Source organism: Metabacillus idriensis (assembly GCF_009674765.1).
Classification (GTDB): Bacteria; Bacillota; Bacilli; order Bacillales; family Bacillaceae; genus Bacillus_P; species Bacillus_P idriensis.
In genome coordinates, this window is sequence record NZ_WKKF01000012.1 from 80,579 (window position 1) to 94,134 (window position 13,556).

Genomic DNA, 13,556 nt, shown 5'->3' on the forward strand with positions numbered 1-13,556 from the left:
ACCGGTAGTATACAGGAATGATAAAATTTAAGTTATACAGTGTTTCTCTCAATTAGCTTCACTGCCATTTCTTCTTGAATGATTTTTTCTTTTTTTTGTGCCTGTAAAAAGAGTTTTTGTCCAATTTCGAACAGCGGTATTTCAAACGTCGTAATATTCATTATTTCCGCAATCGGCTGGTTATCAAACCCGATTATAGCGAGATCATCAGGTACAGAGATATGGAGAAGGTTACATAGATTTAAAAGTCCGGCTGCTACCTGATCACTTGTGACCAGCAAGGCAGTAGGCGGTTTTTTCATTTCTGTGAAACGATCCATCACTCGTTTGGCATCTTCTAAGAATAGGCAGCCTTCAAAAATATACTCTTTCAAAAAAGGCTCATTGTGTTTTATTAAAAAGTCTCTGTAAGCCAATTCCCTCTGAGTACTATTTGTTCCAGTCATTCTTCCTACACAATAACCGATTCTGCGATGTCCTTTTTCATATAAAAATTCCAGGGCGGATGTAAAACTGTCATAATGATCTACGAAAACAGAAGAAATTTTTCGATCTCTCGTATCTTCACATAACACAATTGGACCATAAATTTGGTATTCTTCGATTGTCTCCCACTTGCAATCTTTCGAACAAATAATTAACGCGTCAATTTGTTTCTCTTTTAACATCTCAAGCGCTTCTATTTCACGTAAATCCTTATAATTTGTCTGAAATATCAGTAATTTGTAATTATTTTTTTCTGCTTCTACGGAAATTCCTTCTAACAACTTACCGAAATAAGGATGATTCAAAAAAGGGAGCACAACCCCTATCAGAAATGTTTTTCCTAACTTTAAGTGGATTGCATTAATATTTTTTTGATAGTTTGTGAACTTAATTGCTTTTAAAACAGCCTGTCTTGCCTCTTCACTTACATAAGGATGGTTGTTAAGTACCCGTGACACAGTAGATGTTCCTACTCCTGCAATTTTTGCTATGTCCTTAATATTGGCCATGACATCATCACCTCTTCATTCCGTTCTTAAGAAGCCGTTTTTATTTAAAAAGTATACAAGATCATTTCATTAACGCCAATAGTAAATTTTTTATAAAAAAACTGCTTGACCTGGTATGCGTACCACATATTAAGCTGTTTTCAACAAGCGAGAAACACTTATTGTAAGCGCTGACAATACAGGTGTATTCGCTTTACTCTAAAAAATACAGGAGGAATCCATTATGGATGAAAAAAATAATATTCTAACGCTACAAGACTCACTAAATGAACGTTTAAACAATGAGCCATTACGTGTATTAAGTGAGCGTGAATGGGAGTTTTGGAGAGTCAATGGCTACGTGATCATCAAAAATGCTGTACCAAAAGAACACATTGAGCGTTTGAGAAATCTAATCTGGGAATTCGAAGAAAAAGATCCTGAAGATTCTTCTACATGGTATGCGCCTCCGCGTGCAGAAATTAAAATGTCTGAATTGAAAAATACAGGCATGGTTGAACTGTACAACCACCAGTTCCTATGGGACAACCGGATGTATGAAAAAGTGTACAATGCATTTGTCGATATCTGGGGGACAGAGAAATTGTGGTCGAGTATCGACCGCTGTAATTTGAACATGCCGATTAAACCAGGGCATGAGTATAAAGGATTTATTCATTGGGATGTAAACACGTCACTCGACCCGGTGCCTGTTAATGTACAAGGAGTTCTATCATTGGTAGATACCACGGAAGACATGGGCGGATTCCAGTGTATCCCTGAATTGTACCGAGATTTCCCTGAATGGGTAAAAACACAGCCGTTAGACCGCAACCCTTATAAACCAGATATAACAGGTTACACAACGACGAAAATCGCTGCAAAAGCGGGAGATTTGCTGATTTTTAACAGCATGCAGCCACATGGTATTCGCGCAAACCATTCTGATAAGCCGAGAATTGCCCAATACATTTCCATGTTCCCTGCTCAAGAAGAAAATGAAGACCTGCGTCAAACCAGAATCAGATCATGGGAAGAGCGTGTTCCTCCAGCTGGTGATGCCTTCCCCGGAGATCCGCGCAACTGGGAACAGACAAAGTATGATCGTGCTGAATTAACTGAGCTTGGTAAAAAATTACTCGGATTGAATAAGTGGTAAACTGTATAACTTTTTTTCTGAGAGATTGGTGTTAAATAAATTCAAAAGCTATTGATTCATCTAAAGGGCTACTTAAATGAAATACATTGGGTGGCCCCTCTGTTTGAAATAAACCAAAGGCGAAGGGAGAAAAAAGGTGTATAATTCAGAATTGCTTGTGGAAATGAAAAAGATATGCAAGTCATTTGTCGGTGTACAGGCGCTAAATGATGTTTCTCTTGCGGTTCGAAAAGGAACTGTTCATGCCCTAATGGGTGAAAATGGCGCTGGAAAGTCTACGCTTATGAAGATTCTTGCAGGCATTCATCAAGCTGATGATGGTGAAATTTTTATTAAGGGTCAAAAGATCCGCATTAAAGATACCCAAGACGCTCTCGGACATGGCATTTCCATGATTCATCAAGAGCTGATGCCTGTTATGGAAATGACTGTTGGTGAAAATATTTTTTTAGGCAGAGAACCCAAATATTCAACAAAGATCATAAACTACAAAAAATTATATAGTGATGCCGAAAAGCTGTTGTCTGACTTGAATGTGGCCATTCATCCAAAAGTGAAAATGAAAACACTAAGTGTAGCAGGAATTCAGCTTGTTGAAATAGTCAAAGCGCTTTCATATGATGCTGAAGTCCTTATTATGGATGAACCGACATCTGCCATTGCAGATCGTGAAGTTGAGAAGTTATTCGACATTATTGGCCATCTAAAAAAACAGGGAAAAGCCATCATTTATATTTCACACAAAATGGATGAGATTTTCAAAATTTCAGATGATATTACAGTGTTTCGGGATGGAAAACATATTGCAACTAGACTAGCAGAAGAACTCGATTATGAATCTCTTATTAAGATGATGGTAGGTCGGGAACTTACGAATATTTTCCCGAAAATTGAAATGGTTCCTACATATGAAGAAGCTCTGCGAGTACACAATTTAACTTCAGTGGGAAAGTTTGAAAATATCAGCTTTGACCTGAAAAAAGGAGAAATATTAGGATTAACCGGACTAATGGGAGCGGGAAGGACTGAAATTGCAGAAGCAATTTTCGGCATGCGCCCTTTAGATGCCGGAGAAATTTATGTCAAAGGGCAGAAGGTCAAGATAAAGTCGTCAGAAGATACGATCAAACAAAAAATCGCTTTTATCACGGAAAACCGTAAAGACGAAGGGTTGTTTTTGGACATGTCGATAATTGACAACATTGCCATGTGCTCCTTGTCAAAAAGATCAGCCTTAGGATTTATTCGTAAAAAAGATGAAAAGAAGGCTGCTTCTGAACTCTATGAAAAACTGCGAATTAAATCGTACTCATTGCAGCAAACAGTTGGCACATTAAGTGGGGGCAACCAGCAAAAAGTCGTTTTGGCCAAGTGGCTGCTGACAGAACCCAATATATTAATTCTGGATGAACCAACAAGGGGAATTGATATTGGGGCGAAATCAGAAATTTATAAATTGATGTCTCAACTAGTTCAAGAGGGAATGTCGATAATTATGATTTCCTCTGAAATGCCGGAAGTGCTCGGAATGAGTGATCGCATACTCATTTTTTGCGAAGGACGCCTTACAGGAGAACTGTCCCGCTCTGAAGCCACACAAGAAAAAATATTGGATCTGGCAACTGAAAAATTACATGAAGATGAGAAAGTAATGGAGGTGATTTAAGTGGAAACAAATGCAATAAAAAAAGAGGGGCTGAGTAAGAGAAATAACAGTCATGCGATAAAACATTTTTTCTCGGAATATGGTGTTTTCCTAGCTCTTGCTTTATTGGTAATCATCATTTCTGCATTAAATCCAAGCTTTTTAACTTTAGATAACACGATGAACTTATTGAGGCAAGTTTCAATTAATGCCATTTTAGCGATTGGAATGACCTATGTTATTTTATCACGGGGCATAGATTTATCAGTCGGTTCTATTTTAGCTTTTTCCGGTATTATTGCTGCTTCATTTGCAGGGGCTGATTCTGCTAATATGTTCTTGGCCATTACACTTGGGGTTGGTTCAGGATTGTTGCTTGGTCTAATAAATGGATTTACAATTGCGAAGTTTAAGGTTACTCCCTTTATTGTGACCTTAGGCATGATGGCTGTTGCAAGAGGATTCACGTTTATTTATAGCGATGGACAGCCGATATCAAACCTCGATACAAATTTTTTATTCATTGGGAGCGGGCAGCTTGCCGGAATTCCTTTTCCTGTCTGGGTTACGATCATTTTATTTGTCATTTTTAATATTATCTTGTACAAAACACCATTTGGCCGCCATATCTATGCTATTGGCGGAAATGAAATAGCTGCGATCATTTCCGGAATTAAAGTGAATCGTGCGATTATTGGAATTTACGGTATTATGGGGCTTCTCGCAGGAGTAGCAGGTGTGATTTTAACATCACGCGTGTCTGCTGGACTTCCTCAAGCAGGTACAGCTTATGAATTAGACGCAATTGCTGCGGTCGTCATTGGTGGAACAAGTTTAATGGGGGGAAGAGGCCGGCTTTGGGGATCACTTGTTGGGGCAATCATAATTGGAGTTCTAAATAATGGTTTAGATTTATTAGGTGTTTCATCCTACTGGCAGCAAGTAATCAAAGGCTGCATCATCGTATTTGCTGTGATGATGGACCGTAAGAGAGTATAAATTTCATATTATGAAATATTGATATACTCATAAATAAGGGGGAAATGATGGTGAAAAACCGTAGAAAAAAGGGTATTGCATTATTGATTTTTGCAGCATTCACACTTTTAATTGCTGGATGTGGGGCTGTTTCTTCTGCAGGAGACAGCGAGGCTAATTCGAAAGCTGACGACAAAAGGCTGAAAATCGGCTTTCAGGCTTCGGGCTTAGAAACAGAATATATAGCAAAGTTAGCAGAATCAATAGAAAAAGCAGCTGAAGAAATGGATGTCGAATTAACAATCATGGATGGCAATTACGATCTTGCAAATAATATTAGTCAATTAGAAACATTGAAAAGTCAGCAAGTCGATGCAATTGTTGTGAATGCGCTTGATACAGAGGCCTTAAACAGTACCGTCAATTCAATCGTGGATTCTGGTATTCCTGTCATCGGTGTTACTGCGTCGCTTACGGCAGAAAAATTGACATCTTATGTTGGATCACCAGATGTAGTTGGCGGTGAAATGGCAGCAAAGGAAGTGGTAAAAGCGTTGGGCGGGAAAGGGAATGTTGTTATTTTTGAAGGCCCAATTGGTATCTCTGCACAAATTGATCGACGTGAAGGAATTTATAAAGTGTTGGACGACAATCCGGATATTAAAGTGATTTCAGAAAGAACAGCCAATTGGTCGCGTTCAGAAGCGATGAATTTAATGGAAAACTGGATTCAAAAGCATGGTGACGACATTAACGGCGTCATTGCTCAAAATGATGAAATGGCGCTCGGAGCATTAAATGCACTAAAAGCGAAAAAAATGGATATTCCTGTTGTCGGCATCGATGGTATTGCAGATGCACAAACAGCGGTGAAAAACGGCGAGATGGTTGCGACAATCTTTCAAAACGCTGAAGAGCAAGGAAAGAAAGCATTAGAAGTAGCGGTAAAAGCAGCGAGCGGCGAAGAAGTAGAAAAAATTTACGATGTTCCATTTGAATTAATAAAATAGGCAAAAGAGGCTGGGACAAATGGTTTTCAGCCAAAGAAAAATCCGAACTATTATGTGAAATTCCAACTTGAATTTCGTTTTAGTTCGGATTTTTTTCTTTAGCTCTCTTCATAAATATTGTTGCTACAGTACTAAATGTTAGAAGCCTTAAGTGGAGCGGAAAGGGAACGGACATTATTTATCATGAAAAACAACAATCTATGCCAAAATAGCCCTTTCTTTTAAAGGTTTTTGCACTATTAATTGTTCAGCTTTCATTCAGGAGATGATCGTTACGTCCCAGTCTCTTTATATTTTATATCGAAATCAATTCATGCTCTTCTATCTATGTAAAAACGCTGTAATGATTTCATTTTTCTCCGCTATCTTTTAGTATGAAAAAAATTTAAAAAAGCTTGACATGGAATGCGTTCCATAAAATATCCTTTGTTTACAAGGTAATCCTCACATATTTGAAGATAAAAGCCAGATAAATCCATTAAACACAGGAGGTGTATATATGAAAAATTGCCTGAATGAAGAAAAGGTTATACCAGAATTAAATAATAATGTGATTCCCTGATTAATAAAAAACCTTGCCGGCTCGTTCCATATAAATTTGAAAAAACAGGTACAAGCGGACGAAAATTGAATCGAAAGCATGTGACATTCAATAAAAGTGGAGTGTGATGAATCATGAGAGCAGCTAAAAGTGAATTAAGACCTCAATCAATAGATCATATAGGCGCAACAAAATATTGTTGCCGGGAACATGTGACACAGACCTTAAAAGGTACCTACCTTCCACACGTTGAAAAGGTAAAATACAAAGACAAAACCTGCAAATTTTGCGGAGAAAAAGCCTTGTACCAGTTTATATCGCTTTATTAGTAAGTGGGAATGAAGTTTGACACATTTACCAGCGAAGAAGCACTTAGTCTCGGAATGATTCTAGTAAATTACGCCGAAGAAAATAATAAAGCTGCAGCGATTCACATTGAACGTAACCGTGTACAGCTCTTTACACATTTAACACATTTATGAAATACAGGCCGGCTATCTGTTATTTATCTCTATTTTATTCTTTTTATGAATTTCTTCCGCGCCAGCCTCTAAAGCAGTATTATAATAGGAACATTTATGCTCGATGAGTTCCATTGTTTTTTTTAGTTCTTCCATCTGGGCTTGTACAGAAGCTTTTCGTTCCATAAACATGTCATATCTTTGTTGCAGCGTAGAATCCCCATCAGAACACCAATCAATGAAATTTTTTATTGACTTAATAGGCATTCCTGTGGATTTAAGACATTCAATGACTTTTAATGCGTCGATATCGGATGCTTTAAACAAGCGTGTTCCGCTGGCTGTCCGTTCTACAAAAGGCATAAGACCCTCTTTGTCGTAGTAACGCAAGGTATATACTGTAAGATTTAATTCATTTGCCACTTCGCTGATCGAATATGTCTTCATCCTGAATCTCCTATCTTAATTGCAGCTTTTGATTAGCTCTAAGAATTTAGTGGATTTTATCACGGTATTTGCTGAAATGTCAAAGTCCTCTTATAGAATAGTAGAAATCAGCCAGTATTATAAAGATTTTTATAAAAATAGTTTACAATACTTGACCTAGAGTTAACTATAGGGCTTAACATTGTTTTTGCAGGAGAAGGAAGCTGGATAGAAATGAATATATGAATGAAGGCGAATTTTATCATAAGTTCATTATCTTTACTCAGTACATCCTTATTTTCTTGAAAATCTTAAATTATTGGAGGTTTATTTATGATAACCGCAAAAGCACGAGCTGTCGACGGTCCAGACAAATCCTTTCGAGCTGCTGAAATTAAACGACGCGATCTTGATTTGCATGATGTTCTAATTGAAATTAAATATGCTGGAATCTGTCATTCTGATATCCATACTGCACACGGCGAATGGGGTGCCGTGAATTATCCACTCGTACCTGGACATGAGATTGCAGGAGTTGTCTCTGATGTAGGAGGCGAGGTCACAAAGTACAAGGTTGGTGACAGAGTAGGGGTCGGATGTATGGTTGATTCCTGTGGGGAATGTGAGAGCTGCCGTAAAGGAGAAGAACAATACTGTCTAAAAGGCAACGTCCCTACTTATGCCGGTGTTGACAAGTACGGCGAGCCGACTCAAGGCGGATATTCTACCCACATTGTCGTAACTGAAGACTTCGTTGTTAGAATCCCTGATAACATTGAACTTGACGCCGCAGCACCATTACTTTGTGCAGGTATTACAACCTATTCTCCATTAAACCATTGGGGAGCTGGAACAGGTAAGAAGGTCGCGGTTGTTGGTATGGGCGGCCTTGGTCATATGGCCGTCAAAATTGCGAACGCAATGGGTGCAGAAGTTACGGTTTTGTCACAAACATTGAATAAAAAGGAAGATGGCTTGAAATTCGGTGCAAAAAACTACTACGCAACAAGCGACCCTGAAACATTCGAGAAACTTGTAGGTTCTTTTGACCTGATCATTAACACGGTAAGTGCAAAAATTGATATTAGTGCTTACCTCTCCCTGTTAACGCTGGATGGAACTCTAGTAAATGTTGGTGCGCCTGCAGAGCCATTATCGTTAAATGTGTTCTCTCTTATCGGTCATCGCCGTTCTTTTGCTGGTTCAATGATTGGAGGTATCCGTGAGACTCAGGAAATGCTGGATTTCTGTGCAAAACATAACATTATTCCTAACATTGAAGTGATATCGGCCGATCAAATTGACGAAGCATATGAACGCGTTTTAGCTTCAGATGTAAAGTATCGATTTGTGATCGATATTAGCACAATGTGAGTTGCGTTAATCATAGGGTTTCATAGTTAAAAGGTGTCCCAAAAGCTTGGCTTATGGGACACCTTTTTTTGGTTTTATTAAAAACATGGAAATATAACAAAAGTAGTTAACTCTAAATTATAGGTTTAGTATTATGGGTATCAAAGAATATCAGAGATCATTTACAAGGAATGGTGAAAGAAAAGTAATTGGAAATGAGATTGATAGCATTTTTCTTCAAAAATTTCAGACTTTTGGATGATATAAATTTCAACTTATGAAGGATTACTTAATTCCATATATAAAATAAAATAAAAGATAACAATTTTTGTATTTATTCTTATTTAGCTGTTTCATTGAACTCTATTTTCCGGGAGAGTGATACTAATGACAGAATTCATTTATGCAGGTTCATTAACAGAACTTGAAGAAGAAGGTGCAAAGGTAATAAAAGGCGGCAGTCATGCAATTACCGTATTTGTTCACGAAAAACAAGTTTATGCGGTGGATAACCGTTGTCCGCATATGGGCTTTCCTCTTCATACAGGAAGTTTATGTGATGGGATTTTAACATGTCACTGGCACCATGCTCGCTTTGATATAAAGAGCGGTGGAACCTTGGATCCATGGGCTGATGATGTCCCTACTTACCCTGTAGAGATGAAGGAAGATGAGGTTTGGATACACCCTGTTCCTTATAATAAAGTATCAATCGAAAAATTAAGGCAGCGATTACGTGAAGGTCTTGAGCAAAATTTAAGTCTTGTCATCGCTAAATCGGTTGTCGGATTAATGGAAGCTGGTTTTCCAGGGACTGAGATAGTAAAGATTGGCATCGCTTTTGGAACGATACATCATCAAAGCGGCTGGGGCTCTGGATTGACGATTTTAACAGCAATGACAAATGTATTGCCAAAATTAGATAAAACCGGTCAGATTTTAGCATTGTTCCAAGGTCTCGTTCATGTTGCACGCGAAAGTTCTGGAAGGGGAACACGCTTTTTACTGGGATCTCTTCCTGTCACAGATAAAATGAATGCCCAATCATTCGAACAATTATCAGAATGGTATCGCCATTGTGTGGAGGTTCGTGATTCGCAGGGAGCAGAACGAGTTCTGCTGACTGCGATTGAATTCGGATTCTCGAACGAGCAGCTTGCTGACATGATGATGACAGCCATCACAGATCATTTTTATATAAATACAGGGCATACGCTTGATTTTCATAATAAAGCATTCGAGATTCTTGATCAAATTGGTTATGAGCACCGGCCATTTGTATTATCATCATTGTTGCCTAGTCTCGGTAATGTATCCCGAAGCGAAGAATCTCATAGCTGGCAATCACCCGTGAACTTGGTCAAACCATTAATGGAGGCGTTCAAGGAGTTACCTGATATTCTGGCTAATGCATTATCAATAGCGGAAACTGTAGTGGATGAAGCAGCATTGGTTGAACAAATTTTATCAGATGATGCTTTAAAAACGGTAAATATGATGGTGGATGCACTCAAGGGTGGAGTTTCACCTGCCCGTTTGGCCCAGCTAGTAGCTTTGGCTGCGGCGGAACGGATTTCTCGTTTTCACGTCCAAAATGATTTTAGAGATTGGATTACCGTACTTCATACTTTTACTCACGCCCATGCAGTGCATGAATCATTACGTCGCTCGACCACACCTGAATTAACCAGGGCAGTTTTCCATGGAGCAATGAGTGTCTATCAAGATCGTTTTCTCAATTTACCATCTGCACGAAGACCGGAGCCGAAGGATGCAGAGGCTGAGCAGTATCATCCTAATGATTTATTGGAGTTGATGAATCAACAACAACAGGTTGCAGAATCAGCACGATGGGCAGTTAATTACCTTGCACATGGAGGTAATAAAAGTGAACTCTTCAATACACTCGGGCACGCATTACTAAGAGAGGATGCAGAGTTTCACACATTTCAAATGTTTGAAGCGGCTATAGTCGAGCATGCACATTGGGAAAAGGAGGATACGGAGCTTGCTGGTCATGCACAGGAAACGTTAATCATAGCAGTAACACGTTATCTAGCAGGCCATGCCCCAACTGCTAGAGAAATACCGCATACAGCAAGAATTGCCATGCGCCTTCATAGAGGAGAAAAATTGTTTGAAGATGAATGATTTTGAATAATGTAAAAGGGAAAGTAAAATCTCGCTGATCCATCTCAAGCGAGATTTTTTTATTAATCCCTTATGCCTTTCTAACCTTACCATCATGGAAGATTGGGTTTCCTTCTATTTATCAGCAAAACACTTAGTTGTGACCAACTATTGAATGTGGCACATACGGTTCTTCAAGAAACGCAATTTCTTCAGGGGTAAGCTTCACTGATAAAGCACCTGCAGCATCTTCAAGATGAGATATTTTAGTAGCACCAATTATAGGAGCTGTGACTGTTTCTTTCTGCAGTAACCAGGCAAGTGCGATGTGTGTACGAGGGATATCATGTTTTTCTGCGATGGATGCTACTCGCTCTACAACTAATTGATCAGCGGCCGAAGTCGCATCGTATTTTGATTTTTGAATTTGATCTGTCTCGGAACGATGCGTTGTTACTGACCAATCACGCGTTAATCTCCCTGATGCAAGGGGGCTATATGGAGTTATACCAATTTTCTCTTCCTTACAAAGAGGCAGCATTTCTCTTTCCTCTTCACGGTAAATTAGATTTAAGTGATTCTGCATGGACACAAACTTAGTCCAGCCATTTTTTTCTGCCACATGTAATGCCTTTTGGAACTGCCAAGCGTACATGGCAGAAGCACCAATGTATCTGGCCTTTCCAGCCTTCACCACGTCATGCAATGCTTCCATCGTTTCTTCAATAGGGGTATTGTAATCCCAGCGATGGATGATATAAAGATCTACATAATCAGTTTCCAATCTCTTTAGACTTTTATCGATTTCACTCATAATTGCCTTTCTAGAAAGACCAGAACCATTTGGACCTTTATGCATTTGTCCGTGTACTTTAGTTGCTATTACAACTTCATCACGATTCGCATAATCTTTCAAAGCTCGTCCAAGATATTCCTCGCTTGTACCAAGTGAGTACACATTTGCTGTATCAAAAAAATTAATCCCTAACTCTAGGGCTTTTTTTATTACGGGACGAGAACCCTCTTCGTTAAGTACCCATTGGTGTAGCCATTTGTTAGCGTCCCCAAAACCCATACATCCAAGACAAAATCGAGATACGTCTAAGCCTGTATTGCCAAGTTTCACATACTCCATTTCATTGTTCCTCTCTTTTTGTTTTTTTGCCACGTTTTTCGTGACCTATTTAGTATTAATTATGACATAAATAATAAAAAAATCCTTATCGCATTACTATCAAGTTTTTGCCTAATCCTCTCAAGTCCTCTTACTCATTCAATGAATATCAGATATAATAAACCGAAGATGAAGAAAAAGGAGAATAAGTTATGTCTGAGAAAACCTATAAACAGCAATATGAACTTGCTAATCTTATTGAGTGCTTTTCAAAACAGGACGGTGTTCACCCTACGCCTATTCCATCTTTATTTCTCATCCGTGAATCCATTATTACTGAACCCATTTCTAGAGTTAACGAGCCGTCTTTTTGCATGATCCTCCAAGGAGAGAAGGAGGTATTATTGGGAGAGGAACGCTTTTTGTATGGTCCTGGTAATTATATTGTGGCATCCGTTGACTTGCCAGTTACAGGACAAGTGATCAAAGCCTCAACAGAATTTCCCTATTTAGCTCTCAAACTTGAATTTACACCGAGCCAAGTTTTAGAAGTATTAAATGATACAAATATTCATTTTGGACAGGGAAAGAACACTAAACGAGCTATGTTTGTTAGCGAAGTAGAACCTTCTTTGTTGGATGCAGTACTGAGACTAGCTTCTTTATTAAAAAATCAGAAACATATCCCCGTTCTTTCTCTATTATTTAAAAAAGAAATTATCTATTGGATTTTACAAGGACCTCATGGCGAAGCGCTTGAACAAATGGCATTAGAAGGCAGCAATGCCTCTAGGATAAGAGAGGTTATAGACTATATCAATATTAATTATGAAAAGCCTTTTCGAATAGAAGAACTTGCAGAAATAGCGAATATGAGTGTTTCATCGATACATCGACATTTTAAAGAGGTAACGGCTATGAGTCCCATTCAGTTTCAAAAACAACTGAGACTGCAGGAAGCTAGGCGCTTACTATTAGCAGATTCAACAGATGTAGCTGATGTTGCACTCAGGGTGGGGTACGAAAGTCAATCGCAATTCAGTCGAGAATATTCCCGAATGTTCGGCTTTCCGCCTAGAGTAGATGTAAAACGAATGAGAGAGAACTACGTTTAAATTAAGAATGACTACAGATTGTAAAAGGTTTTAATTGAAGTTAAGGGTGCTTTTCTTCATAAGGATCTTCAGCATTCGGCGCTATTCTTCGATAAGACAACATAAATGATCTTCAACAATCAGGGGCGTTAATTTAAGAAAAATTAACGCTCTTCTTTATCGAATTGTTCAAATATCTAGTGCTATATAGATTGGCTAGCAACCGATTGTGAATACAATAATAGTTGAAATTGATGGATTTTTATCATCAAATACTGATTACAGGAAGAAAACGTTCGAAACAAGAGTTAAAGCATTAGAAAAAGAGTCGGCAAAGCGACCCTCTATAAGAGTCTCCGTGTTTAACTTAATAAGTATTTATTCAATGCTTGTTGTAAAGTTCCCAATGTTTGTGCTTTTTCATTTAATCTCATTCCTACGCTTATCATATTTTTAACCACTTCAGCTCTTAACCCGGTAATTACAGTGTCACATCCCATTAATGAAGTGCTGTCTATAATCCTCATTAAATGATCAATTACTTCCGGCTCCATTTTCATAATTCCAGATAAGTCCATAATCAATGTTTGAATACGTGTTTTTCCAATCTCTATTAAAACTTTTTCCTCGAGAATATTCGTTCGGTAAAGATCAACCGCACCAATTAACGG

General features: G+C 38.4%; 13 protein-coding genes. 9 read left to right on the plus strand and 4 right to left on the minus strand.

Going from position 1 to position 13,556, the window contains the following annotated elements; all coding sequences use genetic code 11:
* Nucleotides 1-32 precede the first annotated feature (32 nt).
* Complete coding sequence (locus GJU41_RS21175; RefSeq protein WP_070874676.1) at nt 33-995, minus strand: LacI family DNA-binding transcriptional regulator; 963 nt, start codon at nt 993-995, stop codon at nt 33-35.
* 223 nt (nt 996-1,218) lie between these two features.
* Between GJU41_RS21175 and GJU41_RS21180 the strand changes: the two genes are divergently transcribed.
* The 6 genes from GJU41_RS21180 to GJU41_RS21205 all read left to right on the plus strand — a co-directional run bounded on the left by GJU41_RS21180 (nt 1,219) and on the right by GJU41_RS21205 (nt 6,789).
* Nucleotides 1,219-2,133: a phytanoyl-CoA dioxygenase family protein gene (locus tag GJU41_RS21180; RefSeq protein WP_070874675.1), complete on the plus strand. Its 915-nt coding sequence runs from the start codon at nt 1,219-1,221 to the stop codon at nt 2,131-2,133.
* 136 nt (nt 2,134-2,269) lie between these two features.
* Nucleotides 2,270-3,799, plus strand: coding sequence for a sugar ABC transporter ATP-binding protein (locus tag GJU41_RS21185; RefSeq protein WP_318185825.1), 1,530 nt, complete (start codon nt 2,270-2,272; stop codon nt 3,797-3,799).
* Nucleotides 3,800-4,777 (plus strand): ABC transporter permease, encoded by a 978-nt coding sequence (locus tag GJU41_RS21190; RefSeq protein ID WP_170292876.1) that lies wholly within the window; start codon nt 3,800-3,802, stop codon nt 4,775-4,777.
* A gap of 50 nt (nt 4,778-4,827) precedes the next feature.
* Complete coding sequence (locus tag GJU41_RS21195) at nt 4,828-5,766, plus strand: substrate-binding domain-containing protein (protein ID WP_224771447.1); 939 nt, start codon at nt 4,828-4,830, stop codon at nt 5,764-5,766.
* 675 nt (nt 5,767-6,441) lie between these two features.
* A complete protein-coding gene (locus GJU41_RS21200; protein WP_070874673.1) occupies nt 6,442-6,636 on the plus strand; it encodes a hypothetical protein in 195 nt (64 codons plus the stop codon).
* 9 nt (nt 6,637-6,645) lie between these two features.
* The gene (locus GJU41_RS21205; RefSeq protein ID WP_154319492.1) at nt 6,646-6,789 is read left to right on the plus strand and encodes a hypothetical protein; all 144 of its coding nucleotides are present in this window, start codon (nt 6,646-6,648) and stop codon (nt 6,787-6,789) included.
* Between the two features lie 12 nt (nt 6,790-6,801).
* Here the strand turns inward: GJU41_RS21205 and GJU41_RS21210 are convergent, their stop codons facing one another.
* Nucleotides 6,802-7,215, minus strand: a complete 414-nt coding sequence (locus GJU41_RS21210; RefSeq protein WP_154319493.1) for a MerR family transcriptional regulator — start codon at nt 7,213-7,215, stop codon at nt 6,802-6,804.
* Nucleotides 7,216-7,527: 312 nt separating this feature from the next.
* Here GJU41_RS21210 and GJU41_RS21215 point away from each other — a divergent pair, with 312 nt between their 5' ends.
* Together GJU41_RS21215 and GJU41_RS21220 are read left to right on the plus strand one after the other, a co-directional pair.
* Nucleotides 7,528-8,568 carry an NAD(P)-dependent alcohol dehydrogenase gene (locus GJU41_RS21215; protein ID WP_154319494.1) on the plus strand — a complete coding sequence of 347 codons (1,041 nt, stop codon included), beginning with the start codon at nt 7,528-7,530 and terminating at the stop codon, nt 8,566-8,568.
* A gap of 366 nt (nt 8,569-8,934) precedes the next feature.
* Nucleotides 8,935-10,698, plus strand: a complete 1,764-nt coding sequence (locus GJU41_RS21220) for a Rieske (2Fe-2S) protein (protein WP_154319495.1) — start codon at nt 8,935-8,937, stop codon at nt 10,696-10,698.
* Between the two features lie 133 nt (nt 10,699-10,831).
* Here GJU41_RS21220 and GJU41_RS21225 read toward each other — a convergent pair whose 3' ends face one another.
* On the minus strand, nt 10,832-11,812 hold the full coding sequence (locus GJU41_RS21225) for an aldo/keto reductase (protein WP_154319505.1): 981 nt from the start codon (nt 11,810-11,812) through the stop codon (nt 10,832-10,834).
* A 191-nt stretch (nt 11,813-12,003) separates the two neighbouring features.
* Between GJU41_RS21225 and GJU41_RS21230 the strand changes: the two genes are divergently transcribed.
* A complete protein-coding gene (locus tag GJU41_RS21230; protein WP_154319496.1) occupies nt 12,004-12,906 on the plus strand; it encodes an AraC family transcriptional regulator in 903 nt (300 codons plus the stop codon).
* 341 nt (nt 12,907-13,247) lie between these two features.
* On the opposite strand, the gene GJU41_RS24780 is transcribed toward GJU41_RS21230, so the two are convergent.
* Nucleotides 13,248-13,556, minus strand: a 309-nt coding sequence (locus tag GJU41_RS24780) for an STAS domain-containing protein (protein WP_170292877.1), incomplete at its 5' end; no start/stop codon positions are given.